20 protein-coding genes and 1 pseudogene are annotated in these 23785 nt (G+C 71.5%); 11 read left to right on the top strand and 10 right to left on the bottom strand.

What is annotated here, in order from left to right; translation table 11 throughout:
- The first annotated feature begins 149 nt into the window (after positions 1 to 149).
- The gene (locus ACWGIS_RS22335; RefSeq protein ID WP_453364201.1) at positions 150 to 1328 is read left to right on the top strand and encodes a methyltransferase; all 1179 of its coding nucleotides are present in this window, start codon (positions 150 to 152) and stop codon (positions 1326 to 1328) included.
- A gap of 311 nt (positions 1329 to 1639) precedes the next feature.
- Here ACWGIS_RS22335 and ACWGIS_RS22330 read toward each other — a convergent pair whose 3' ends face one another.
- Positions 1640 to 2491, bottom strand: a complete 852-nt coding sequence (locus tag ACWGIS_RS22330) for a class II fructose-bisphosphate aldolase (protein WP_453364200.1) — start codon at positions 2489 to 2491, stop codon at positions 1640 to 1642.
- A gap of 33 nt (positions 2492 to 2524) precedes the next feature.
- Positions 2525 to 3415 (bottom strand): SIS domain-containing protein, encoded by an 891-nt coding sequence (locus ACWGIS_RS22325; protein WP_453364199.1) that lies wholly within the window; start codon positions 3413 to 3415, stop codon positions 2525 to 2527.
- 122 nt (positions 3416 to 3537) lie between these two features.
- On the opposite strand from ACWGIS_RS22325, the gene ACWGIS_RS22320 reads away from it, so the two are divergent.
- The 3 genes from ACWGIS_RS22320 to ACWGIS_RS22310 all read left to right on the top strand — a co-directional run bounded on the left by ACWGIS_RS22320 (position 3538) and on the right by ACWGIS_RS22310 (position 6668).
- A complete protein-coding gene (locus ACWGIS_RS22320) occupies positions 3538 to 4317 on the top strand; it encodes a DeoR/GlpR family DNA-binding transcription regulator (RefSeq protein WP_453364198.1) in 780 nt (259 codons plus the stop codon).
- Positions 4318 to 4405: 88 nt separating this feature from the next.
- Positions 4406 to 5569 carry an MFS transporter gene (locus ACWGIS_RS22315; protein ID WP_453364235.1) on the top strand — a complete coding sequence of 388 codons (1164 nt, stop codon included), beginning with the start codon at positions 4406 to 4408 and terminating at the stop codon, positions 5567 to 5569.
- Positions 5570 to 5927: 358 nt separating this feature from the next.
- A complete protein-coding gene (locus ACWGIS_RS22310; RefSeq protein ID WP_453364197.1) occupies positions 5928 to 6668 on the top strand; it encodes a maleylpyruvate isomerase family mycothiol-dependent enzyme in 741 nt (246 codons plus the stop codon).
- A gap of 66 nt (positions 6669 to 6734) precedes the next feature.
- Here the strand turns inward: ACWGIS_RS22310 and ACWGIS_RS22305 are convergent, their stop codons facing one another.
- Positions 6735 to 7148, bottom strand: a complete 414-nt coding sequence (locus tag ACWGIS_RS22305; RefSeq protein WP_453364196.1) for a MarR family winged helix-turn-helix transcriptional regulator — start codon at positions 7146 to 7148, stop codon at positions 6735 to 6737.
- Between the two features lie 85 nt (positions 7149 to 7233).
- Here ACWGIS_RS22305 and ACWGIS_RS22300 point away from each other — a divergent pair, with 85 nt between their 5' ends.
- Positions 7234 to 8772: an MFS transporter gene (locus tag ACWGIS_RS22300; RefSeq protein ID WP_453364195.1), complete on the top strand. Its 1539-nt coding sequence runs from the start codon at positions 7234 to 7236 to the stop codon at positions 8770 to 8772.
- Positions 8773 to 8873: 101 nt separating this feature from the next.
- The gene (locus tag ACWGIS_RS22295) at positions 8874 to 9140 is read left to right on the top strand and encodes a DUF6332 family protein (protein WP_453364194.1); all 267 of its coding nucleotides are present in this window, start codon (positions 8874 to 8876) and stop codon (positions 9138 to 9140) included.
- Here ACWGIS_RS22295 and ACWGIS_RS22290 read toward each other — a convergent pair.
- From ACWGIS_RS22290 to ACWGIS_RS22280, 3 genes are all read right to left on the bottom strand, one after another.
- Positions 9101 to 9766 (bottom strand): response regulator, encoded by a 666-nt coding sequence (locus ACWGIS_RS22290; protein WP_453364193.1) that lies wholly within the window; start codon positions 9764 to 9766, stop codon positions 9101 to 9103. The two genes, ACWGIS_RS22295 and ACWGIS_RS22290, sit on opposite strands and share 40 nt — an antisense overlap.
- The gene (locus ACWGIS_RS22285) at positions 9763 to 11025 is read right to left on the bottom strand and encodes a sensor histidine kinase (protein WP_453364192.1); all 1263 of its coding nucleotides are present in this window, start codon (positions 11023 to 11025) and stop codon (positions 9763 to 9765) included. Before ACWGIS_RS22285 ends, ACWGIS_RS22290 begins: the two co-directional genes overlap by 4 nt.
- A 405-nt stretch (positions 11026 to 11430) precedes the next feature.
- Entirely contained in the window at positions 11431 to 12132 is a 702-nt protein-coding gene (locus tag ACWGIS_RS22280; RefSeq protein ID WP_453364191.1) for a TetR/AcrR family transcriptional regulator, read from the bottom strand.
- 1200 nt (positions 12133 to 13332) lie between these two features.
- On the opposite strand from ACWGIS_RS22280, the gene ACWGIS_RS22275 reads away from it, so the two are divergent.
- On the top strand, positions 13333 to 13785 hold the full coding sequence (locus ACWGIS_RS22275) for a nitroreductase family deazaflavin-dependent oxidoreductase (protein WP_453364190.1): 453 nt from the start codon (positions 13333 to 13335) through the stop codon (positions 13783 to 13785).
- Positions 13786 to 13866: 81 nt separating this feature from the next.
- On the opposite strand, the gene ACWGIS_RS22270 is transcribed toward ACWGIS_RS22275, so the two are convergent.
- Positions 13867 to 15084 carry a geranylgeranyl reductase family protein gene (locus ACWGIS_RS22270; RefSeq protein WP_453364189.1) on the bottom strand — a complete coding sequence of 406 codons (1218 nt, stop codon included), beginning with the start codon at positions 15082 to 15084 and terminating at the stop codon, positions 13867 to 13869.
- Between the two features lie 236 nt (positions 15085 to 15320).
- On the opposite strand from ACWGIS_RS22270, the gene ACWGIS_RS22265 reads away from it, so the two are divergent.
- Both ACWGIS_RS22265 and ACWGIS_RS22260 read left to right on the top strand, forming a co-directional pair.
- Entirely contained in the window at positions 15321 to 16676 is a 1356-nt protein-coding gene (locus tag ACWGIS_RS22265; protein ID WP_453364188.1) for a M20/M25/M40 family metallo-hydrolase, read from the top strand.
- 202 nt (positions 16677 to 16878) lie between these two features.
- Positions 16879 to 17595: an MBL fold metallo-hydrolase gene (locus tag ACWGIS_RS22260; RefSeq protein WP_453364187.1), complete on the top strand. Its 717-nt coding sequence runs from the start codon at positions 16879 to 16881 to the stop codon at positions 17593 to 17595.
- A gap of 397 nt (positions 17596 to 17992) precedes the next feature.
- On the opposite strand, the gene ACWGIS_RS22255 is transcribed toward ACWGIS_RS22260, so the two are convergent.
- Positions 17993 to 19033, bottom strand: coding sequence for an NUDIX hydrolase (locus ACWGIS_RS22255; RefSeq protein WP_453364186.1), 1041 nt, complete (start codon positions 19031 to 19033; stop codon positions 17993 to 17995).
- Positions 19034 to 19181: 148 nt separating this feature from the next.
- Positions 19182 to 19379: a hypothetical protein gene (locus tag ACWGIS_RS22250; protein WP_453364185.1), complete on the bottom strand. Its 198-nt coding sequence runs from the start codon at positions 19377 to 19379 to the stop codon at positions 19182 to 19184.
- Positions 19380 to 19684: 305 nt separating this feature from the next.
- Here ACWGIS_RS22250 and ACWGIS_RS22245 point away from each other — a divergent pair.
- Positions 19685 to 19952, top strand: a pseudogene (locus ACWGIS_RS22245) (Uma2 family endonuclease); the annotation flags it as partial.
- A 351-nt stretch (positions 19953 to 20303) separates the two neighbouring features.
- On the opposite strand, the gene ACWGIS_RS22240 reads toward ACWGIS_RS22245, so the two are convergent.
- A complete protein-coding gene (locus ACWGIS_RS22240) occupies positions 20304 to 20840 on the bottom strand; it encodes a hypothetical protein (protein ID WP_453364184.1) in 537 nt (178 codons plus the stop codon).
- 859 nt (positions 20841 to 21699) lie between these two features.
- On the opposite strand from ACWGIS_RS22240, the gene ACWGIS_RS22235 reads away from it, so the two are divergent.
- Positions 21700 to 23748, top strand: a complete 2049-nt coding sequence (locus ACWGIS_RS22235) for an NPCBM/NEW2 domain-containing protein (RefSeq protein ID WP_453364183.1) — start codon at positions 21700 to 21702, stop codon at positions 23746 to 23748.
- Positions 23749 to 23785: the final 37 nt, after the last annotated feature.

Below are 23785 nucleotides of genomic sequence, written 5' to 3'. Positions count from 1 at the left end.
GCCGCCGCGCGGCACGGTGACGACGCCGGGTCCGCCCGTTCGCGCGGCCCGGCCACTCCTGCCGCGCCCGGCCCCGCGGGCCTGCCCCGGCCGGCGCCGTGCCCGCCGGGACCGGCCCTGAGCTGCGGCTCGGATAGCCTGGGGCCACGATGAACGACCGGATGGCCACACCCTGGGGCGAGCTCACGCTGGCCCGCTTCCCCGAGGACTCCCGCGACAGGCTGCGTGCCTGGGACGCGTCCGACGCCTATCTCCTGCGGCACCTCGCCGCGAGCGGCACCTCCCTGTCCGGGTCGGTGGTCGTGGTCGGCGACCGGTGGGGCGCGCTGGTCACGGCGCTCGCCTCGCACCGGCCGGTGCAGATCACGGACTCCTACCTGGCGCGGGAGGCGACCCGGGCGAATCTGCGGCGCAACGGCGTCGACGAGGACGCCGTGCGCCTGCTGACCACCCGGGACACGCCCCCCGACCGCATCGACGTCCTGCTCGTGCACGTGCCCAAGAGCCTGGCGCTGCTGGAGGACCAGCTGCACCGGCTGGCGCCCGCCCTGCACGAGGGGACGGTCGTGGTCGGCACCGGCATGGTCAAGGAGATCCACACCTCGACGCTGCGCCTGTTCGAGCGGATCATCGGCCCGACCCGCACGTCGCTCGCGGAACAGAAGGCCCGGCTCGTCTTCAGCACCCCGGCGCCGGGGCTCGTACGGACCGCCAATCCCTGGCCCTACCGCTACGAACTCCCGGACGCGGTCGGCGTGGTGTCCGGCCGGACCGTCGTGAACCACGCGGGGGTGTTCTGCGCCGACCGGCTCGACATCGGCACCCGCTTCTTCCTCCAGCACCTGCCGCGCACCCGGGACGCCGAGCGCGTCGTCGACCTCGGCTGCGGCAACGGGGTCGTGGGTACGGCGGTCGCGCTGGCCAACCCGCGCGCACACGTGCTGTTCGTCGACGAGTCGTACCAGGCGGTCGCCTCCGCCGAGGCGACCTACCGGATGAACACGCAGGACCGGGAACAGGCGGAGAACTCCTCGTCCCCCGTGGGGTCGGCGGAGTTCCTCGTCGGGGACGGGCTGACGGACGTGCCGAGCGGAAGCGTCGACGTCGTCCTCAACAACCCGCCCTTCCACTCCCACCAGGCGACGACCGACGCCACCGCCTGGCGGATGTTCACCGGCGCGCGGCGCGCACTGCGTCCGGGCGGTGAGCTGTGGGTGATCGGCAACCGGCACCTCGGCTACCACCTCAAGCTGCGGCGCCTGTTCGGCAACTGCGAACTCGTCGCGAGCGACGCGAAGTTCGTGCTGCTCAAGGCGGTCAGGAAGTAGCGGTGCGCAGGGGTGGCGGGGCGGTGAGACAACCGCCCCTTCGGACAAGTGAGTTGAGGGCCGATCGCCTGCCCGACAGGGGGCAGTGCACGAAAGGGTGTCAGCGGGACCGCAGATGGGCGCAGAGGCCCTTGCTCGGAGCCGCCCCCGTAGCGGTAGCTGCCCCGATAGCGGACCGTGGCACCGGGCGGCGCGAAAGTCACCCGGCGCACGCGCAGGACCGAACAAGGCAGCACGGCACCGGCGCGGACGCTCATGCCCGCAGCACGCACCGGCGGACGCTCACGTCCGGAGTGCGCACCCGCGGACGCTCATGTCCGCAGTACGCCGATGAGGTGCGCCACGGTCCGGGCCATGGCTTCCCGTCCCGCGCCGAGGTAGGCGCGCGAGTCCACCGCCTCGGGGCGGGCGGTGAGGAACTCCCTGATGGCGCCGGTCATGGCGAGGTTCAGCGCCGTTCCGATGTTGACCTTGGCGATGCCACCGGCGACTGCCGCGGCCAGCTCGTCGTCCGGGACCCCGGAGGAGCCGTGCAGCACCAGGGGCACTTCGAGGGCGGTGGCGAGGCGTTTGAGCAGTTCGTGGTCGAGGGCCGCCGTGCGGGTGGTCATCGCGTGCGTGCTGCCGACGGCGACGGCCAGTGCGTCCACGCCGGAGTCCGCCACGAAGGCCCGCGCCTCGGTGGGGTCGGTGCGGGCACCGGGTGCGTGCGCGTCGAGGGCCGGTTCACCGCCCTTCCCCCCGACCTTCCCCAACTCCGCCTCGATCCACAGCCCTTGTGCGTGCGCCCAGTCGGCGGCGGCCCGGGTGGCGGCGAGATTCTCCTCGTACGGCAGCCGGGCGGCGTCGTACATCACGGAGCTGAACCCGGCGTCGGCGGCCTGGCGCAGGAGGGCGTCGCTCTGCACGTGGTCCAGGTGGAGCGCGACGGGCACCGCGGCGCGCTCGGCCGCCGCGGTCGCGGCGCGGGCGAGCGGGAGCACCCGTCCGTACCGGTACTTCACGGCGTTCTCGCTGACTTGCAGGACGACGGGCGCGTCCACGGACTCGGCGCCCGCGATGACGGCTTCGACGTGTTCCAGCGTGATGATGTTGAACGCGGCGACGGCGGTCCGCTCCCCGACGGCGGCGGTGATCAGGTCACCGGTGGCTGCGAGTGGCACAACTCCTCCTTCTGCACAGGTGGTTGAGCTGGTTCAGCGGGCGTCCGGACCGAGGATCACCGAGCGGGTGAGGTGACGGGGCCGGTCCGGGTCGAGTCCTCGGGCGGCGGCGACGGCGACGGCCAGCCGCTGGGCGCGGACGAGTTCGGCCAGCGGGTCGAGACGGCCGGCCACCCACAGGGCGCCGGTCGCCCGCACCTGCTCGGCCAGCCCTTCGGGGGCCTCACCGAGCATCCAGGTGGCCGTGCCGCGGGTGGAGACGCTGATGGGCCCGTGCCGGTACTCCATCGCCGGGTAGGCCTCGGTCCACGCCAGTGCGGCCTCGCGCATCTTCAGTCCGGCCTCGGCGGCCAGCCCGACGGTCCAGCCGCGGCCGAGGAACGTGAACTGCGCGCAGTCGACGAGTCCTTCGGGCAACGGGGTGTCGAGCGCGGTGGCCGCGTCGGTCACGACGGCGTCCGTGTGCAGTCCGAGATGGGCGCGGAGCAGGGTCAGGGCGGTGGTGGCGAACCGGGTCTGCACGACCGACAGTTCGTCCGCGAAGGCGAGCACCACGACGTCGTCGGCCACCTCCATCACCGGTGTCCGGGGGTCGGCCGTGACGGCCGTGGTGCGCGTCGCGCCTTTGAGACGGCCGAGCACGTCGAGCACCTCGGTGGTGGTCCCGGACCGGGTGAGCGCGACGACGCGGTCGTACGCGCGGCCGTGCGGGAACTCCGACGCGGCGAAGGCGTCGGTCTCCCCCTGGCCCGACCGCTCGCGCAGCGCGGCGGCGGCCTGGGCCATGAAGAGCGAGGTGCCGCATCCGACGATCGCGACCCGCTCGCCCGGCGCGGGCAGCGCGGCCCCGTGCCCGGTGGCCTGCTCGGCGGCCCGGGCCCAGCACTCGGGCTGGCTGTTCAGCTCGTTCTCGACATGGGTCATGCCGTACCCCTCCCACGGATGCAGTTTCGTGCAAGATAATGCGTCATTCCGAGCAACATCAAGCATTTGAGCGCGATCGAGGTGCGTTAGCCTCGCGGAGGATCGAGGAACGGAGAGTGCGGATGTCGCGCGACGCCCGCTGGAAGACGCTGCTGGAACTGCTCGTGGAGCGGGGCCGGCTCGACGTCGAGGAGGCCGCGGCGGAGCTGGAGGTGTCGGCGGCGACGATCCGGCGGGACTTCGACCAGCTCGCCGAGCAGCAGATGCTCATCCGCACCCGTGGCGGGGCGGTCGTGCACGGGGTCTCCTACGAACTGCCGCTGCGCTACAAGACCGCCCGCCGCGCCTCGGAGAAGCAGCGGATCGCGAAGGCGGTCGCCGACCTCGTGGCGCCCGGCGAGGCGGTGGGCCTGACCGGCGGTACGACCACCACCGAGGTGGCCCGCGCGCTGGCCGTGCGCCCCGATCTGGCGTCCGGGTCCCCCGCGCTCACGGTGGTGACGAACGCGCTCAACATCGCCAACGAGCTGGCCGTACGCCCTCAGTTCAAGATCGTGGTGACGGGCGGGGTGGCCCGCCCCTCCTCGTACGAGCTCGTCGGCCCGCTGGCGGACGGCGTGCTCGACCAGATCACCGTCGACGTCGCGGTGCTCGGCGTGGTCGCCCTCGACGCCACGCACGGGGCGGCGGCGCACGACGAGGCGGAGGCCGCGATCAACCGCCTGCTGTGCGAGCGCGCCGAGCGGGTGATCGTCGCCGCCGACTCCAGCAAGCTGGGACAGCGGGCGTTCGCCCGGATCTGCGCGGCCGACGCGGTGGGCACGCTCGTCACGGACTCGGGGGCCGACGCGGAGACGGTACGGCGGTTCGAGGACGTGGGCCTGGAGGTCGTGGTGGTCTGAGTTCGGCCACTCCCCCTTGTACGCGTCCCGCGCACGCACCTACTCTGAGTTTGTGCCGCAAATAAACAAACTGTCCCCGCACAGCGTCGTGCCGGGCAACGACCTGACCCGGCTACGCCTCGCCCTCACCGCCTTCTTCGCCCTCGACGGCTTCGTCTTCGCCGGCTGGGTCGTGCGCATCCCCGCCATCAAGGAGCAGACCGGCGCCTCGGCCAGCACACTCGGGCTCGCCCTGCTGGGCGTGTCCGCCGGCGCGGTGATCACGATGATGCTCACCGGCCGCCTGTGCCGCCGCTTCGGCAGCCATCCGGTGACCGTGGCCTGCGGCGTCCTCCTCGCGCTCGGCGTCGCACTGCCGCCGCTCACCCATTCCGCCCTGTCCCTCGGTGCCGTCCTGCTCGTCTTCGGCGCCGCGTACGGCTGCATCAACGTCGCCATGAACAGCGCGGCCGTCGACCTCGTGGCCGCGCTCCGGCGGCCGGTGATGCCGAGCTTCCACGCGGCCTACAGCCTGGGCGGAATGCTCGGGGCCGGCCTCGGCGGGCTGGTGGCCGCCCACCTGTCCCCCACCCGCCATCTGTTCGGCCTCACCGTGATCGGGCTCCTCGTCACAGCGGTCGCCGGGCGCACGCTGCTGCGCCAGAAACCCCCGGTACCGCCCGGCCACTTGGACGCCGAGCAGAAGGCACCCCGCCGCCTCGACGGGCGCACCCGCGGACTGGTCGCGGTCTTCGGCCTCATCGCGCTCTGCACCGCGTACGGCGAGGGGGCACTCGCCGACTGGGGCGCGCTCCACCTGGAGCAGGACCTCGACGCGCACCCCGGCGTGGCGGCGGCCGGCTACTCCTGCTTCGCCCTGGCCATGACGATCGGGCGGCTGAGCGGTACGACGCTCCTCGAACGGCTCGGCCGGACCCGGACCCTCGTGGCGGGCGGCACCACGGCCATGCTGGGCATGCTGGTCGGTTCGCTCGCCCCCTCGGTGTGGGCCGCGTTGCTCGGCTTCGCGGTCACCGGCCTCGGGCTCGCCAACATCTTCCCGGTGGCCGTCGACCGCGCCGGCGCACTCGCGGGCCCGACCGGCGTCGCCGCGGCGTCCACGCTGGGCTACGGGGGCATGCTGCTGGGGCCGCCCGCGATCGGCTTCATGGCCGACTGGTACTCCCTGCCCACGGCGCTCACGAGCGTGGCGGTGCTGGCGGGAGTCGCGGCGCTGATCGGATTCGCCACACGCCGGGTGACGGTCGCCTGACGCCCGCGCCGCATCCACCCGAGGCCGGGAGCCCACGTGCGGGTCGCGCGACGGCTCCTCTTCCACCCCGCGGTCGGCGCTCGACCGCGGTGGCGGTCACGAGCAACCCGACGGCGGCCGGGGCGACGACCCCGGCGCAGCCGCGGACGACGCCGCGCCGGCGCGGCCCTCGACCGGCGACGTGGATGAGGTGCGTGCTGCCCACCAGGTCAACGGCCTCGTGGGCAACGCCCCTTGCCTGCAAGGTCGTGCGGCAACGCGACTGAACCCCGTGCAGGAAAGGCCGACTTCGGCCCCACCGCCGCGACGCGCGAGATCCGCTTCCCCTCGACCGCACTCCGTCCGGCACACTCACCGCATGGAAATCGCTCAGTTCTTGGACATACTCGACCGCGAGGGGCAGTTGCTGGCGGCCGCCGCCGAACAGGCCGGGACCGAGGCCAAGGTCACGACCTGCCCGGACTGGCAGGTACGCGACCTCCTCCGGCACACCGGCATGGTGCACCGCTGGGCGACGGCATTCGTCGCCGAACGGCACACCTCCTACCAGCCCGACGGCGGCCTGCCCGACCTGGACGGCGACGAGCTCCTGGCCTGGTTCCGCGAGGGCCATCGGCGGCTCGTCGACACGCTCGCCGCCGCTCCGCCCGACACCGAGTGCTGGAGTTTCATGCCCGCCCCCTCGCCGCTGGCGTTCTGGGCGCGACGACAGGCCCACGAGACGACCGTGCACCGGGTCGACGCCGAGTCGGCGCTGGGCGCCGAATCGACTCCGGTCGGCAGGGACTTCGCGCTGGACGGCATCGACGAGCTGCTGTACGGATTCCACAACCGCGCGAAGAGCAGGGTGCGTTCGGCGGAGCCTCGCACGCTGAGGCTGCGGGCGACCGACGCGGAGGGCGCCGCGTGGACCGTACGGCTGTCGTCGCAGCCCCCCGCGACCGAACGGGGAGAGGACGGACACGCCGACTGCGAACTCGTGGGCACCGCAGGTGAGTTGTACCTGTCGCTGTGGAACCGGCGGCCGTTCCCCGAGGTGACGGGCGCCACCGAGGTGGCCGCGCTGTGGCGGGAGACGTCGGCGGTCACCTGGAACTGAACCCGAAGCGCCACCTCACCCGCGCCCCGGACCCCGCGAGGCCGCCGGCCCGTGGGGACGGGCGGGTCAGGAGCAGTCGGTGGCGCCGCCCGCGAGTGTCCGGTGCAGCACCGCGCGCTGCACCGGCAGCACCTCGTCGCGCAGCGCGCGGCCCCGCGGCGTGAGCGCCACACTGACACCCCTGCGGTCCTCCGGACACACGCACCGCGTGACGAGTCCGTCCTTCTCCAGGCGGCCGATCAGCCGGGACAGCGCACTCTGGCTCAGGTGCACCCGCTCGGAGATCTCCTGCACGCGATACGACGGGCCGCCGTCCGGCGCCGCGCCCTCGGCGGCCAGCACGTCGAGCACCTCGAAGTCGCTGGCGCCCAGGCCGTACCGATGCAGTTCGCGGTCGAGCTCGCACAGGGTGCGCGCATGCACCGCCAGGATGTCCCGCCACTGGTCCACGAGCACGTGCTCGGCCTTCTTCGCCGCCATGGCCGCACCGTAGCAAAGAACCGACTTTGTTGCATCGGAATTAAATGCATTTGCATTGGATGCGTGCGCATGTAATGTCGTCGGCATGACCTCTCCGCTCACCACCCCCGCGTCCCAGGGAAGCTGGACGCCCCGGCTGTGGGGCACCCTGCTGGTGCTCTGCGCCGCGATGTTCCTGGACGCGCTGGACGTGTCGATGGTCGGCGTCGCCCTGCCGTCAATCGGTTCCGAACTCGACCTCTCCACGTCGACGCTGCAATGGATCGTCAGCGGCTACATCCTGGGATACGGCGGACTCCTCCTCCTCGGCGGACGCACCGCCGACCTCCTGGGCCGCCGTCAGGTCTTCCTGGTGGCCCTCGGCGTCTTCGCGCTCGCGTCGCTGCTCGGCGGGCTCGTCGACTCGGGCCCGCTGCTCATCGCCAGCCGCTTCATCAAGGGCCTGAGCGCCGCGTTCACCGCGCCGGCCGGACTGTCCATCATCACCACGACCTTCGCCGAGGGCCCCCTGCGCAACCGCGCGCTCTCGATCTACACCACCTGCGCGGCCACCGGCTTCTCCATGGGGCTCGTGCTCTCCAGCCTCCTCACCGAGGCGAGCTGGCGGCTGACCATGCTGCTGCCCGCCCCGATCGCCGTCGTCGCCCTGCTCGCCGGCCTGAAGCTCATCCCGCGCAGCGAGCGCGAGAAGGACCACCGCGGCTACGACATCCCGGGCGCCGTCCTCGGCACCGCCTCGATGCTGCTGCTCGTCTTCACCGTCGTCCAGGCGCCCGAGGTGGGCTGGGGCACGGCCCGCACGCTGCTCTCCTTCGCCGCCGTCGCCGTCCTGCTCTCCGTCTTCGTCGCCGTCGAACGCCGCAGCCCCAGCCCGCTCATCCGGCTCGGCGTGCTCCGCTCGGGCAGCCAGATCCGCGCCCAGCTCGGCGCGATGGCGTTCTTCGGCTCGTACGTCGGCTTCCAGTTCATGGTGACGCTGTACATGCAGTCACTGCTCGGCTGGTCGGCGCTGCACACCGCGCTCGCCTTCCTGCCCGCCGGCGCGCTGGTCGCCCTGTCCTCGACGAAGGTCGGTTCCGTCGTCGACCGGTTCGGCACCCCGCGCCTCATCGCCGTCGGCTTCGCCCTGATGGTCGTCGGCTACGCCCTGTTCCTCCGCGTCGACCTCGACCCCGTCTACGCGGCCGTCATCCTGCCGACGATGCTCCTGATCGGCGCGGCCTGCGCCCTCGTCTTCCCGTCGCTCAACATCCAGGCCACGAACGGCGTGGAGGACCACGAGCAGGGAATGGTGTCCGGCCTGCTCAACACCTCCGTCCAGGTGGGCGGCGCGATCTTCCTGGCCGTGGTGACGGCGGTGGTGACCGCGAGTTCCTCCGAGGGCTCCTCCCCCGAGGCGGTCCTCGACAGTTACCGGTCGGGCCTGGTCGTCGTGACGGGCATCGCTCTCGCGGGCCTGCTCATCACCCTCACCGGACTGCGGACTCCGCGTTCACGGGAGACGATCCTGGTCGCCCGCTCCTCGCACGGGGAGCCGCTGGAGGTGTCGCCGGCGAAGACGCCGGAGAAGCCACTGGAGACCGGCAAGCAGACGGAGGAGGCCAGGGTGGCGGTCGTCGACTGAGCCCGCACCGGCGACTCGGTGCGAACCGGCACGTCTCCTCAACTCGGCCCGCCCGACGGACACTTCTTGTCCGTCGGGCATTCGCCTGTTTGACTGCAAGTATGGGGAAACGTACGCAGGCGGAGCGGGACGCGATGACGGTCGAGATCGGCTACGCGCTGTTCGCCGGCGCGATTCTGGCGGGCGCCGCCTTCATGGCGGTCGCGCACGCCCTCCCCGCGGCCTTCGGACTGTCGGGCGGCCCGCTGAGGCAGACGGCGGCGGGCTTCGCGGCCTGCGTCTTCCTCGCGACCGTCGTGACGGTCCTGACGCGGTTCCCGCGGGCCGGTCAGCCCAGCCAGCCCGGCCGCACCAAGCCCGACTCGTAGGCCAGCACCACCAGTTGGGCCCGGTCGCGCGCACCCAGTTTCACCATGGTCCGGCTGACGTGCGTCTTCGCGGTCAGCGGACTGACGACCAGGCGGCGGGCGATCTCGTCGTTCGACAGACCGATGCCGACCAGGGCCATCACCTCCCGTTCCCGCTCGGTGAGTTCGCTCAACTCCCCGGCGGCCGCGGGCTCCTTGGAGCGGGCCGCGAACTCCGCGATCAGCCGACGCGTCACACCCGGCGACAGCAACGCGTCCCCCTCCACCACCGCCCTCACGGCGCGCAGCAGTTCCTCCGGCTCGGTGTCCTTCACCAGAAAACCGGAGGCTCCGCAGCGGATCGCCTCGAAGACGTACTCGTCCAGTTCGAAGGTGGTGAGCATGACCACCTTGACGCTCCCCAGATCCGGGGAGTCGGTGATCCGCCGCGTGGCGGCGAGCCCGTCGAGCCGGGGCATCCGGATGTCCATCAGCACGACGTCCGGGCGCAGTGCGCGCACCTGGTCCAGCGCCTCCTCACCATCGGCGGCCTCACCGGCCACCTCGATGTCCGGCTGCGCGTCCAGGAGCGCCCTGAATCCCGCTCTGACCAACGACTGGTCGTCGGCGAGCACTACGCGGATCACCTGGCCTCCTCGGTTTTCAGCGGCAGCACCGCCAGGACGCGGAAACCGCCCTCGGCGCGCGGGCCGGCCTCGATCGTGCCACCCAGCGCCGCCGCCCGCTCGCGCATCCCGGCGAGCCCGTTCCCGCTGCCCCCGGCGTCCGCACCGGTCGCGGGCCCGTCGTCGTCGATCAGCAGCCGCAACGCCCCCTCCGCCCGGTCGATCCGCACCCGCGCCCGCCGCGACCCCGAGTGCCGTACGACGTTGGTGAGCGCCTCCTGCACGATACGGAACGCGGCGAGGTCCGTGCCGGTCGCCAGCGCCGGGACCGTGCCCTGCACCTCGACCGTCAGTCCGGCGCTCGCGGCCTGCTCCACGAGTTCGGGGAGCCGGTCGAGCCCCGGCGCCGGTGCGCGCGGAGCCTCACCGGGGGCCCGCAGCGTGTCGAGGACCTGCCGGACCTCGCCCAGCGCCTCCTTGCTGGCGGTCTTGATGGTGGTGAGCGCCGTCCGCGCCTGTTCCGGGTCGGAGTCGAGAAGGGCGAGACCCACGCCCGCCTGGACGTTGATCACGGAGATGCTGTGCGCGAGGACGTCGTGCAGTTCACGAGCGATCCGCAGCCTCTCCTCGTCGGCCCGCCGCCCGGCGGCCAGCGCCCGCTGGGCCCGGTCACGCGCCCACTGCTCACGGCGTACGCGGGCCAGTTCCGACACCGCCACGATGGCGATGACCCAGGTCGCCGTGACGATCTCCTGACTCCACGCGGCGGGCTCGCCCCCCGCCGGTGGCAGCCAGCGGTAGAGCCAGTGCGCGACGAGCACATGCCCGACCCACAGCATCCCGACCGCCACCCAGGCGGCCCGGCGGTGCCCGGCCACGATCGCGCCGAAGCAGCCCACCGCCACCGTGAGGAACACCGGCCCGTACGCGTACCCGGCGCCCAGATAGACCGTCGCCGCCGCGGCCGTGGCGAAGACCGCGAAGGCCGGATACCGCTGCCGCCACAGCAGCACGCCACACCCCGCGACGAGCAGCACACGCGCGAAAACGTCCAACGGCGCGCGCTCGCCCGCCTGGGCGTGGGACGCGAAGGTGGAGCCGGCCAGCACGAAGACGGTGAGCAGGAGCGTGGAGCGCCACGGCCAGCGGGCACGGCGGTCCTCGTCGTCCCGGCGGCCCCACCCGGGCGGCCAGTGCCGCCACCACCGGGGCGGCCCGCCCCACGTGCGGGATGGCGGCCCGCCACACGTCCGGGCCCCGCGGGTGCGCTGCTCTTCCATGCCCGTCACGCTAGACGCCGCGGCGCCCTCCGGGCGTCAGCCGGGCGTGGCGACCAGCCGTACTCCCGAGGGAGTACGACGCCGGGTGTGTGGTGCGGGGGCTGGGACGTGCGGGAGTGCGGAGGCTCGGACGGCTCGGACGGCTCGGACGTGCGGGGAGTTCGACGGCTTGGAGGGCTGCAGCGCTTGGACACTTGGAGAACTTCGACAGCTCGGACGGTTCGGACGGCTTGGAGTTCTTCGACAGCTCGGACGGTTCGGACGGATTGGAGTTCTTCGACGGCTCGGATGGCGCTGAGGGCTTCGAGGCGGGAGGCGGCCGGGGGCGTAGTCGGCGGGTCGGGTCCTCTGGCAATGGAGTGGCTGCCGGTTCGCCTGGCGGGCAGGCGGCAGGTGGGGGCGCAGTCAAGAGGGCTGGGGGAACACCAGCCCTACCCCGTGCGCGAGTTGCGCCGCCGCATGCCGGAAGAAGGGGTCGCGGTCCTCGACGACGCGATGGAACTGGCCGAACAGCTCGAATCCGATCAGCCCGAACAACTGCGCCCAGGCGGCCACGAGCGCCACGGCCACCTCGGGCGGAAGGTCGGGCGCGATGTCGGCGGCCATCCGCCGTGCCTCCGTCTTCAGCTCCGCCGCCAGCGGAGGCCGTGCCACACCCTTGCCCCGATAGGCGTCACGGACGATGCCGACAAGGAGCAGAGCCACTCGGGACGCGGGCTGCACGGTCGTGTCCGGGGCGGCGTAACCGGGTACGGGCGAACCGTAGATCAGCGCGTACTCGTGCGGATGCGCCAGCGCCCACTCACGTACGGCTACGCACACCGCGACCCAACGGGTTTGCGGCGCGGCGTCGGCGACCGCGGAATGCGCCGCCTCCGCTGCCTCGCCGAGGGCGTCGTAGGCGTCGATGATCAACGCGGTCAGCAGGTCGTCACGGCTTGGGAAGTAGCGATAGAGGGCGGACGACACCATGCCGAGTTCCCGGGCCACTGCACGCAGCGAGAGCCGGGCGGCACCTTCGGACGCGAGCTGTCTGCGCGCCTCGTCCTTGATGGCTGCGGTGACCTCGATCCTGGCCCGGGCCCTGGCGCCTTTTGCGGTACTCATGGGGGGAGTATTCCACGTTTCCAGAGCAGTGCACACAAACGAGATCGGTGCTCTCATAGTATGGGCGCCGCTCTTCGGGGACGCTGCGGTGGACGTCGAGAAGGGAGTCGGCGAAGCGGCCAGGCTGGCGCTCTTCGACGTGGACGCCACTCCCTGTTCGTAGGTGAGCACCACTTCTCTTCTACGTGAGCGCCGCTCGCCGTGGTGAGCAGCGATCTCGCGACAACTACGCATCGAAGGATGCGGTCGCTGACCTGCGGAGCGAGCGCCGCTCTCCCTTGTGAGCGGCGCCTCATTCAGTGAGCGCGGCCCCCATGGTGAGCACCGCTTCCCACAATGAGCGGCGCCCCGCGAAGTGAGCGCCGCTCACCGCAGCGAGCCTCGGGGCGAGAGCACATTGCAACGAGGGGCCAGCTCACCCGCCGGCGCAAGGACGATCAGCCGCGGCGAGCACCACCCTCACGAGTGAGCAACCCCCGCACGGTGAAGGTCACCTTCCCGGAGTGAGTGCCAGCCTGGTCAGTGAGCGCCGCTCTCTGCGAAGAGCGCCGGCCCGGTCAACGAGCACCCGCCCTCTTAGTGAGCACTGCGAGCACTGCTCCACTTAGCGAGCACTGGCCCGCTCGCTAAGCACCGCCTTGCTCAGCGAGCACCGCCCTCCACGGTGAGCACCGCTCTCGAAACACGCAGCAGTCGTCACGGCGAGCACCTCTCCACTTAGCAACCGCTGACCGCCAACCACCTGCCACCGACTGCCACTTCTAGGCGAGCACCGCTCTCTAGCGTGAGCACCGACCACCAGATCAGAGCGCCCGCCCCCGCGGCCAGGCACTACACCACCCACAGCAAGCACTCCCCCAAGCAATCCACGCCGCCTCGATCCCCGCACCACCAGCATCGCGGCGGTGTTGGCACACCCACCCCCCAGCCCCCCACTTCCCCGCTCCCGCTTTCCAGTCACAGAAACACCCCCTCACCAAACACACCGCCCCGTACCGCGAACGACCGACCGGGACCGCGAACGCCCGCTCCGAACCGAGAGCGCCCGCCCCAAACCGCGAGCACCCGCACCAAAACAAGAGCACCGAACAAAATAGAGAGCACCGCTCTTGCTTTGGATCACCGATCTCGCACACACTGAAGCCAAGCGAGAGCACTGCTCTCTAAGCGCCAGCGCTCTCCCCTACCAGGAGGATCCCGATGTCGTCGTCGACCCACTACCTGAAGCCGAAGTCCTTCGACAAGGCGATGAACAGTTTCGTCGGATGGCTCGCGCGGCACGGCGTCAGCCTCCTCGGCAGCGCCGAGCTGTCCGTCCGGGGGCGCAAGAGCGGCGAGTGGCGCAAGGTTCCCGTCAACCCGCTCCCCTACGAGGGCGGCCCCTACCTCATCTCGGCCCGCGGCCACTCCGAGTGGGTCCGCAATCTCCGGGCCGCAGGCGGTGGACAGCTTCAGGTCGGCCGCAAGACGCAGGAGTTCACCGCCGTGGAGCTGGCCGACGAGGAGAAGCCGGCGATCCTGCGCACCTACCTCGAGAAGTGGGGCTGGGAGGTCGGCCGCTTCTTCGGTGACGTCAACGTGAAGAGCAGCGACGAGGAACTTCTCGCCGCCGCCCACAAGCACCCGGTCTTCCGGATCACGGTCAAGCCCTGACGCACGCGTGGGCGAGGCCGTCCCCCGGCGCGCCCGCCGACGCCCCCGCCGGCGGCGCCGGTCGGGGAGCCGCCGATCCCATCAGCCTCCGGACTGCCGGTCCAGCATGGTCAGTGCGCGTCCTGCCATGGGGTGGCTGCGTACCATCTCGCCCAGCGACGTCGAGCCGCGGGTGATGCCCGCGAACACCTTCCAGGCGGGGCGCAGGCCGGTGAGCGCCGCGTGGAACACACCGGGGCGCCGCTCGAAAGCGGCGAGCATCCGCTTGCCGACGCTCATCTCGACGCCCAGCCCCGCCTTGATGGCGAACGCGTAGTTCAGGGCCTGGCGCCGGGCGTCGACGGCGTCGTGCGCCTCGGCGATGCGTACCGCCCACTCCCCCGCGAGCCGTCCTGAGCGCAGCGCGAAGGAGATGCCCTCGCGGGTCCACGGTTCGAGGAGGCCCGCCGCGTCGCCGCACACCAGCACCCGGCCGCGGGACAGCGGCGAGTCGTCGGCGCGGCAGCGCGTCAAGTGGCCGGAGGAAATGCTCGGTTCGAAGCCGGCGAGCCCGAGCCGGGCGACGAAGTCCTCCAAGTACCGCTTGGTCGCGGCGCCTTCGCCGCGAGCCGAGATCACGCCGACGGTGAGCGTGTCCCCCTTGGGGAAGACCCAGCCGTAACTGCCGGGCATGGGGCCCCAGTCGATGAGCACCCGGCCCTTCCAGTCCTCGGCGACGGTCTCGGGCACCGGGATCTCCACCTCCAGGCCGAGGTCGACCTGGTCGAGCTTCACACCGACGTGCGCTCCTATCCGGCTGGCGCTGCCGTCCGCTCCGACGACGGCACGGGCCAGGACGGACTCGCCGCCCTGGAGGACTACGGCGACGGTGCGCCGGTCCGGTACGGCCGAACCGTGCTGTTCGACCCGCGAGACCGTGACGCCCGTACGGAGTTCGGCGCCGGCCTTCTGCGCGTGCTCGACCAGTTGCTGGTCGAACTCCGGCCGGTTGATGAGACCGAAGAGCATGTGCCTGGAGCGGCGGGTGCGCGCGAACTTCCCGTCCATCGAGAACGTGACCGCGTGCACCCGGTCCTGGAACGGCAGCTCGAAGCCGGGCGGCAGCGAGTCGCGGGAGGGGCCGATGATGCCGCCCCCGCACGTTTTGTAGCGGGGAAGTTCCGCTTTCTCCAGCAGCAGGACGCTGCGTCCCGCGACCGCTGCCGCGTAGGCGGCCGAGGCCCCCGCGGGTCCCGCGCCCACCACGACGACGTCCCATACCTGCTGCGCGTCGTCCGCCGCCGAAGAGTTCTCGCTCACGATGGTCTGATGCTCCCGATCCAGCCGCCTGCCGCACCTTTCCCCCGCATCCTACGGCGGGCATCGCCGCAGGCCACTGTGGGAGGATCGGCAACGTACGCGCCCTGCACCCCAGTGCGCGCGTACGCCCCGGGGGACATCGAGAACAATCCGCACAAGGTCCACAACCCGTACACCGTACGTCGCGTACGCCCCGTACGCCGACGTACGACGTCGCACCCACAAGGAGCGTGCCCATGTCGTCGAATCCGGTCGCCGAGACCGTCGCCTCGCTGATGCCCAGGGCGAAGGCGGAGCTCACCGAGCTGGTGGCCTTCAAGTCGGTGGCGGACTTCGACCAGTACCCGAGGAGTGAGAGCGAGGGTGCCGCCAACTGGGTCGCGGACGCGCTGCGCGCCGAGGGGTTCCAGGACGTGGCTCTGCTCGACACCCCGGACGGGACACAGTCGGTGTACGGCTTCCTGCCCGGTCCCGAAGGGGCGAAGACGGTCCTGCTGTACGCGCACTACGACGTGCAGCCGCCGCTGGACGAGGCCGCCTGGGCGACGCCGCCGTTCGAGCTGACGGAGCGCGACGGCCGCTGGTACGGACGGGGCAGCGCCGACTGCAAGGGCGGCGTGATCATGCACCTGCTCGCCCTGCGCGCGCTCAAGGCGAACGGGGGCGTCCCCGTGCACGTCAAGGTGATCGCCGAGGGGTCCGAGGAGCAGGGTACGGGGGGCCTGGAGCGGTACGCCGAGGAGCACCCGGAGCTGCTGACGGCCGACACCATCGTGATCGGCGACTCCGGGAACTTCCGGGTGGGGCTGCCGACGGTCACCTCGACGCTCCGCGGCATGACCCTCGTACGCGTCCAGGTCGACACCCTGGGGGGGAACCTGCACTCCGGGCAGTTCGGCGGCGCGGCCCCGGACGCCCTCGGGGCGCTGATCCGGGCGCTGGACTCGCTGCGCGCGGAGGACGGTTCGACGACCGTCGACGGGCTCGCCGGTGACGCGCGGTGGGACGGACTCCAGTACGACGAGGAGACGTTCCGCAAGGACGCGAAGGTGCTCGACGGAGTTCAGCTGATCGGGTCGGGTACGGTCGCCGACCGCATCTGGGCGCGTCCGGCCGTCACCGTCCTCGGCATCGACTGCCCGCCGGTGGTCGGCGCGACGCCGTCCGTGCAGGCCGGTGCCCGCGCGCTGATCAGCCTGCGCGTGCCGCCGGGCGTCGACGCGGCCGAGGCCACCAAGCTGCTGCAGGCCCACCTGGAGGCCCACACGCCCTGGGGTGCGCGCCTGCGGACGGAGCAGATCGGCCAGGGCCAGGCGTTCCAGGCGGACACCGCCAGCCCGGCGTACACCGCGATGGCCGACGCCATGGCGGTCGCCTACCCGGGCCAGGAGATGCAGTACGCCGGTCAGGGCGGCTCCATCCCTCTGTGCAACACCCTGGCGTCGCTGTACCCGGAGGCGGAGATCCTGCTCATCGGACTCAGCGAGCCGGAGGCGCAGATCCACGCCGTGAACGAGAGCGTGTCGCCCGAGGAGTTGGAGCGCCTGTCCGTGGCGGAGGCGCTGTTCCTGCGGAACTACGCGGCGAGCTGAGCCGGCCGACCGGGCGGTGAGCCGCGCCGACACCGACGCCGGCACGGCGCGAGCCGAACGGCCGTGACCATCACGCGGCAACGGCTCGACAGCTTTCGCGAGGCCCCTCTGCTCTCGGCAGAGGGGCCTCGCGATGCGTCGGCGCGCGCTTTACGGTCTGCCCACGGGCGGTCTCCCCACGGACAGGAATGCGGCTGCGGAGATGGAGGTCGTCGAGGTCGTTCCCCGGCTCCTCATGCTCCGGTTTCCCGTCGGTCAGGCCTATCTGTGGTGCGACGGCGACGAGTTGACGCTGATCGACGCCGGACCGTCGGGTTCGGCGGCCCGTATCACCGAAGCGGTCGCCGGTACCGGGCGCGATGTCCGTGACGTACGGCGCATCGTCCTCACCCACTTCCACGAGGATCACGCGGACGGGGCGGGCGAGTTCGCCGCGCTGAGCGGTGCCGCGGTGCTGGCACACCGGCTGGACGCCCGTGTCGTACGCGGTGAAGTCCCGGAGCCGCGATCGGTGTTCGAGGACTGGGAGCGGCCGATTCACGCGCGGGCGAGCGAGCTGCTGCCGCCGCGGCCCGGGACCCCCGTCCGTCCGCCCGGCATCACCGAGGTGGCGGACGGCGACGTCCTCGACTTCGGCGGCGGCGCCCACGTCGTGCACGCGCCCGGCCACACCGACGGCAGCGTCGCGCTCCATCTCCCGGAGCACGGAGTGCTGTTCACCGGGGACGCCGTCGCGGCGTCCCCGGTGGACGGCAGCGTGATGCTCGGCGTGTTCAACCTGGACCGGTCCCGGGCCGTCGCCTCCTTCCAGCGGCTGGCGGCCCTGGGCACGGACGTGGCCTGCTTCGGACACGGTGATCCAGTGATCGGGCAGGCGTCCGCGGCACCACGGGCATCGGCGGCCACGCACGCCCCGTGAGGCACCGACGCCCGGCAGCCCGGGAGTGCGCGGGGGTTCTCGGTGCGGAGTCCCCTGCTCATGTCCGGTCGGACCCTCACCTCCGGCGGGAAACCCACCCCCGCCGACAACCATTCGTAGGCCTCAACACGGCCGAAAACAGGCCGTCGTACGGGCAGGAAGGCGGCACACGGGACGCCCGGACGGCTAAGAACAGCCGGAGGGGAACCGTCCGCACGCCCCGCCGAGTCAGCACGGCGACCCAAGCCGGCACCCCGGCAGTCACCCCCCGGGAGCTCCGGACCGACGCCCACAGTCAGCCCACCGGCACCCCCCAGGCCGACTCGGCAGCCACCCCACCGGCACCCCAGGCCGACCTTCGCGGTCACCCCACCGGCACTCCAGGCCGCCCCAGCGGTCACCCCACCGGCACCCCCGCCTCGAGATACAGCGCCGCCGCCCGTTCCCGGGCCCGCAGTGCCCAGCGCAGGCGTTCGTAGCGCACCGGTGGCAGCAGGGTGGCGGCCTCCTCCTCGGTGACGAAGCGCCACTCGCGCAGTTCGGGGCCGGGGAGCAGGAGCCGGCCGGCCTCGGAGGCGGTCAGGCGTCCGCCGTCGAAGAGGAGGCGCAGACCGCCGTAGCCGGGGGGTGCGGGCGGCTCCCAGTCGACGACGAGGAGCCTGGGCACCTCGTCGAGCGTGATGCCGGTTTCCTCGGCAACCTCGCGCATACCCGCGCGCGCGGGTGCCTCGCCACGTTCGACGACGCCTCCCGGGAACTCCCAGCCGGGCTTGTACGTGGGGTCGACGAGCAGGACCCGGTCCTGTTCGTCGAAGAGGAGCACCCCGGCGGCGAGGGTCTCGGCGGTCGGTTCGGGCGTCTGCACGATGTCGCTGACGGCCGCGTCCCCGCTGCGGACGGCCTCGGCGACGCGCTGGGCGGCCTCGTGCGGGCTGAGGGCGCTGGTGTCCACGGGATGCGCGTCGGCGGTGAGCCAGGAGGCGAGCGCGGCGCGGTAGGGCTCGATGTGGTCGAAGGCCCACTGGCGCACCCGCAGCTCGCCGTCGGGAAGGTCGGGTGGCACCTCGCGCTTGGCTATTCGCTCCCGCAGGATCGTTTCCGCCGGGGCCAGGAGCACATGGCGTACGGAGATCCGGCGCGAGGCGAGGCCACCGAAGATCTCGTCACGGTACTCCTGGCGCAGCAGGGTCATCGGGACCACCAGGACGCCGCCGAGGTCGGCGAGCATGGCGGCCGCGGTGTCGACCACGAGGCGTCGCCAGATCGGCAGGTCCTGGAAGTCGCCGACCTCGGCGAGGCGCTTGGCCGGCAGCAGGTGCGTGAGCGTGCCGCCGATGACCTCGGGGTCGAAGAGCGTGCTGTTCGGGATCAGGTCGATCAGTTCCCGTGCGGTCGTCGTCTTCCCCGCACCGAACGCACCGTTGATCCAGACGATCACGGTTCCCCCTCTTCTGTTGGCCCCCTGAGGCTTGCCCGTTCCACCCTGCCACGGAAACCAGGCGCTGTTGAGGTGAGCCTCGCCGACGGGCGACATGCGGCGGCGCCGGCCCCTGTTCCACGGGTGCCGGCGCCGCGCAAGTCCCTCGTCAGCCGTCCTGGTCGAGGACGCCCTCCTCCATCGCCAGGCTGTCGTTGCTGATCGTGTGGTCCAGGTCGCTGATCGTGCTGCCGAGGTCCAGGTCGCCGAGCGGGTCCCCACCGCCGAGGGCGTGGGAAGGGGTGACCGCCGCGACGACGAATCCGGCGGCGAGGGAGGCAACGGCGAGCATGCTTCGCTTCTTCATGCCCGGATCAACTACGAACCCGGCCCCGGGTCACGGGTAGCGCTCACGCCGGGCTCACGCACGGGAGGTCGCACACCGCGAGGTGGCCCGCCAAGGACTCGCGGCACCCGGACCTCCGGGGCAGCGCGGGGCCGGGCGGGGCAGCCGACGGCAGCATGCCCCGCTCCTCCGGTGCTGTCCCTGACGGGGCGGAGGAGCGGGGCACAGCAGTAACCCGACTTGTTCGTAGTTACAGTGCCGCCAGCGTAGCGACGGGCACTGACAATCGGGGTCCGCGCCCGGATCTCCGTAAGTCCGAGCGCGTTCGGCGCCACCGCATGGCCCGGATTTCGGCGCACGTCCTGGATGCCGCCGCAAGCCCCGGAGCCGAACGCCGACTTGGACTTCGACGCACGGACTTCAGGACGTCCCGTTCACCGATTGCCGCCCGGACTTCGTCGTGTGCCGCGCAGAGACCATCGACATCATTCGGCCCGTCCTGAGCACGTGCTTCTGGTCGCGGAGGTGGTGTCGCCATGTTCGGAGACCCCCGACCGGATGGTCAAGGTCGACCAGTACGTCAAAGCCGGCATCACCGCTGTGTAACCTACGGCCGGCAAAGAACGTCGAGGGCGGGGATGCAATGCGGAGAGCGGTAATCGTGTCGAAGGCCGTGCTCACGGTGATAGGCACATGGCTTGCCCTCGTGCTGGCCATCGCCCTGCCAGCACTACTTCCGGCGCGGTGGGAGTACTACCTCATCTCCCCTGCCAGCGTGGGCCTATGGATGCTTTCCATGCTCGTAGGGCCCGTCGCGGTCTGCTGGAAACTGCGTTCCTGGATACGGGCGGTCCCCGGTGATCCGCAGCGAGCGGACAGCTGACTGCCCAGCCAACAGGCCCGTGCCATGCCACTTTCGTGCCAGAACAAGCCGGGCCATAAGGGTTAGAGGGTCTGGGTCGCCGCGAGCCGCCATCGCCCGGAATGGCCGGGCGGGAGCGCCAGGTCGCGCCGGACGGCCGCGTAATACCCTTCACGCGCGGCGCGCTGGCGATCAAGCATGGCTGACCACGTTTCTGGGCTATAAGTCCCGTCTCGCAGGAACCTCTCCATGTCCATGACCACGACGACCCACTCGCGGGCTTTCTCCACCACGTCCGGGCTGCCGAGCATCAACAGCGCTTCCCCGGCCGGATCCCGATCAGCAGTGGCATCGGCCAATTGAGGCGCTGCCTCCTCAGGCGACAAGGGGTGCGGGTGAGGGTCGTTGCCGAGGTGCGCCGCGATCCGGTAGGCCAAAGTGACAGCCTTCTTCAGCGACCGGGCGTAGTCGGCGTAGACGGTCAGCCGCCGTTCCTCCCATCGGGCCGCCTGCTCGCGACGGAAGCGGGCTTGATCGCTGCGCATGACCACCAAGTACGACCCGAGGGCGCCGATCAGCACGCCCATCAAGGCAGGGAGCTGTTGTATGAACGCGAACATAGCCACACGCTATAGCGAGGAGACAGAGGCCACTTGACATCAGAGGATCTAGCGGGCACGAGCTTGAAGTCGGCTCGGGACAGCCACAGTCACCCTTACTTCTCTGCGTGGACCGGTTGCCCACTCATGCAGCTGGGATAACAACTCAAGAGACTGCTCAAAGGTTTGCTGACGGAGCACGGGTCGAGCACGAGCAAGTCGCCACCGCATTCGAACCGCTTCGTCAATTACTCTCATTCCCTCCTCATGACGTCCCACATTTCCTGGCCGGGTGGCGAGATTGCTCGGACCGGTGACGAGGTTGGGGCGGACGGCGTCGGGCCGGGCGTCGGCGAGTTCGCGGGAGATGAGCCACTGGGCCGCGCGATCACCGCGCGCATTGGGTGCTGTTCAGCGGTGACGCTGGGCGCGCGATGCCGCGGCAGCGTCTTCCAGGGGCGAGCCGCAAGGTCGGGACAGAGCTTTGGGGGCGGAGTGCAGCCCGACAGCGGACCAGCGGTTGGTCTCAGCCCGAGGGAAGCGGCCGCCCTCCTGCTGGACAAGATTCGCCGGGCAACGGCTACGCCCGAGGCACGAGCCGCACCCGACCCAAGACACGAACCGCACCCCACCCGAGCCATGAGCCGCCCCCACCCGAGGCACGAGCCGCGCACCCTCCACCGTCCGGACACCCAACACAACCGAACGCGCAACGGTGACCCCACGGCCATATGGCGCCTCCCGCACGTCAACTGACGAGGCATCACGCCAGTTCCGCCGCTCCCCTTCCAACAGAGTCCGACAGGTCCTACCGTAAACGCGCACGGTTGACGCGAGCATGCAGACACCCCTTCTCTCGCGAGTTTCGGAGGACGTAACGATGCGTCACCTTCACCCCCACACAACCCGCAGAAGAGTGGTCGGAGCGGTCACCGCAGGCCTGTTGTGCGCAACAGGGCTCGTGGCGCCGACAGCCCTCGCCGCCCCCGCTCCGAAGGCGGACGCTCCGGCCCCGGCCCCGGCACAGCCCCAGGCACCGGCGGACGGTCTCGCCCTCACCCCTCCGATGGGCTTCAACAACTGGAACTCCACGGGCTGCCGACCCGAGTTCGACGAGGACATGGTCAAGGGGATCGCCGACATCTTCGTGTCCAAGGGGCTCAAGGACGCGGGGTACCAGTACGTCAACCTGGACGACTGCTGGGCCCTGCCGACCCGGGACGCGGACGGCAGACTCGTGCCGGATCCGGCGCGATTCCCCAACGGGATCAAGGCAGTTGCCGACTACGTGCACTCCAAGGGGCTCAAGCTCGGCATCTACACCAGCGCGGGCACGAAGACGTGCAGCGACATCGGGTTCCCCGGAGCGCTCGGCCACGAGTACAGCGACGCACGACAGTTCGCGGACTGGGGCGTCGACTACCTCAAGTACGACAACTGCAACAACCAGGGCGTGGACGCGAAGACGCGCTACACGACGATGCGCGACGCGCTCCAGGCGACCGGGCGGCCCATCGTCTACAGCATCTGCGAGTGGGGGCAGAACAAGCCCTGGGAGTGGGCGTCCGACGTCGGGCACCTGTGGCGCACGACGGGGGACATCAGTGACAACTGGGGTTCGATGCTGTCGATCCTCAAGCAGAACCTGCCGCTCGCCCCGCACGCCGGACCGGGCCACTGGAACGACCCGGACATGCTGGAGGTCGGCAACGGCGGCATGACCGACACCGAGTACCGCTCGCACTTCTCCATGTGGTCGGTCATGGCCGCACCGCTGCTCATCGGCTCGGACCTGCGCACGGCGTCCGACGCGACCTTCGGGATCCTCGGCAACAAGGAGGTCGTCGCCGTCGACCAGGACCCCCTCGGCAAGCAGGGCACGGTGCTGTCCTCCGCCGGCGGGCGCTGGGTCGTCGCCAAGGAGCTGAAGGACGGCAGCCGCGCGGTGGCGCTGTTCAACGAGTCCGGCAGCGCCCAGCGGATCAGCACGAGCGCGCGAGCCGTCGGCCTGCCCGAGGCCGACGCCTACACCCTGCGCGATCTGTGGCAGCACCGGAGCTACAACACCGCGGGCGCCATCTCCGCCACCGTCCCCGCGCACGGGACGGTCCTCGTGCGGGTCTCGGCCGACGCCGGCTGGTCCGCGTACCCGCCCGCCGCCGAACTGGCCCTGAACGGCAGCCCGTTGGTCCAGGCGGGCCGCACCGCCACCCTGTCCTCGGTCTTCACGGACCTGGGCCGCACACCGGCCCGGCAGGTCTCCGTGTCGCTCGCCGCGCCGACGGGCTGGCGCGTGAGGGCGACCTCGCCGACCACCGCGGGCTCGGTCCCCACCGGCCGGTCCCTGCGCACGGCATGGGAGGTCACCGCACCCGAGGGCACGGCCACGGGCTCGTACACCCTGACGCTCAAGGCGGTCTACCGCTCCCCGGCCGGGGTCCGCGCCGAGACGATCGTGCCGCTGACGGCTTCCGTGGTCGTCGCCCCGCCGACGGGAGTCTCCCGGCTCGGCGACCTGCCCTGGATGTCGGCGGCCAACGGGTGGGGGCCGGTCGAGCGCAACACCAGCAACGGCGAGAGCGCGGCGGGCGACGGGCGTCCGCTCACGATCGGCGGTGCCGTGTACGCCACGGGGCTCGGCGTGCACGCGGACAGCGCCGTCGAGTACTACACCGGCAAGGCGTGCGAGCGGGTCACCGCCGAGGTGGGCGTGGACGACGAGAAGAGCAGCAACGGCTCGGTCGCCTTCGAGATCTGGGCGGACGGCACGAAGGTCGCCTCGACCGGGGTGCTGACCACGGCGATGCCGGCGCAGTCGGTCTCGGCCGACGTCAGCGGGGCCGAGGTGGTCCGGCTGGTCGTCACGGACGGCGGCGACGGCATCGACTCCGACCACGCGGACTGGGCGGACGCCCGACTCACCTGCTGAGAGCGGCGCCCCGGGTCCGGGCGGGCTGCCCCCGGAC

Source organism: Streptomyces sp. NPDC054842 (genome assembly GCF_053611025.1).
This window is presented reverse-complemented; position numbering and strand designations above follow the sequence as displayed.

Excerpts from the sequence above, each read along its gene's own strand:
- ACWGIS_RS22295 (WP_453364194.1), top strand. The coding sequence starts at position 8,874 with ATGGGGAAACGTACGCAGGCGGAGCGGGACGCGATGACGGTCGAGATC.
- ACWGIS_RS22250 (WP_453364185.1), bottom strand. The coding sequence starts at position 19,379 with ATGAAGAAGCGAAGCATGCTCGCCGTTGCCTCCCTCGCCGCCGGATTC.
- ACWGIS_RS22310 (WP_453364197.1), top strand. The coding sequence starts at position 5,928 with ATGGAAATCGCTCAGTTCTTGGACATACTCGACCGCGAGGGGCAGTTG.
- ACWGIS_RS22240 (WP_453364184.1), bottom strand. The coding sequence starts at position 20,840 with ATGTTCGCGTTCATACAACAGCTCCCTGCCTTGATGGGCGTGCTGATC.
- ACWGIS_RS22300 (WP_453364195.1), top strand. The coding sequence starts at position 7,234 with ATGACCTCTCCGCTCACCACCCCCGCGTCCCAGGGAAGCTGGACGCCC.
- ACWGIS_RS22335 (WP_453364201.1), top strand. The coding sequence starts at position 150 with ATGAACGACCGGATGGCCACACCCTGGGGCGAGCTCACGCTGGCCCGC.
- ACWGIS_RS22305 (WP_453364196.1), bottom strand. The coding sequence starts at position 7,148 with ATGGCGGCGAAGAAGGCCGAGCACGTGCTCGTGGACCAGTGGCGGGAC.
- ACWGIS_RS22275 (WP_453364190.1), top strand. The coding sequence starts at position 13,333 with ATGTCGTCGTCGACCCACTACCTGAAGCCGAAGTCCTTCGACAAGGCG.
- ACWGIS_RS22235 (WP_453364183.1), top strand. The coding sequence starts at position 21,700 with ATGCGTCACCTTCACCCCCACACAACCCGCAGAAGAGTGGTCGGAGCG.
- ACWGIS_RS22285 (WP_453364192.1), bottom strand. The coding sequence starts at position 11,025 with ATGGAAGAGCAGCGCACCCGCGGGGCCCGGACGTGTGGCGGGCCGCCA.
- ACWGIS_RS22320 (WP_453364198.1), top strand. The coding sequence starts at position 3,538 with ATGTCGCGCGACGCCCGCTGGAAGACGCTGCTGGAACTGCTCGTGGAG.
- ACWGIS_RS22260 (WP_453364187.1), top strand. The coding sequence starts at position 16,879 with ATGGAGGTCGTCGAGGTCGTTCCCCGGCTCCTCATGCTCCGGTTTCCC.
- ACWGIS_RS22280 (WP_453364191.1), bottom strand. The coding sequence starts at position 12,132 with ATGAGTACCGCAAAAGGCGCCAGGGCCCGGGCCAGGATCGAGGTCACC.
- ACWGIS_RS22325 (WP_453364199.1), bottom strand. The coding sequence starts at position 3,415 with ATGACCCATGTCGAGAACGAGCTGAACAGCCAGCCCGAGTGCTGGGCC.
- ACWGIS_RS22265 (WP_453364188.1), top strand. The coding sequence starts at position 15,321 with ATGTCGTCGAATCCGGTCGCCGAGACCGTCGCCTCGCTGATGCCCAGG.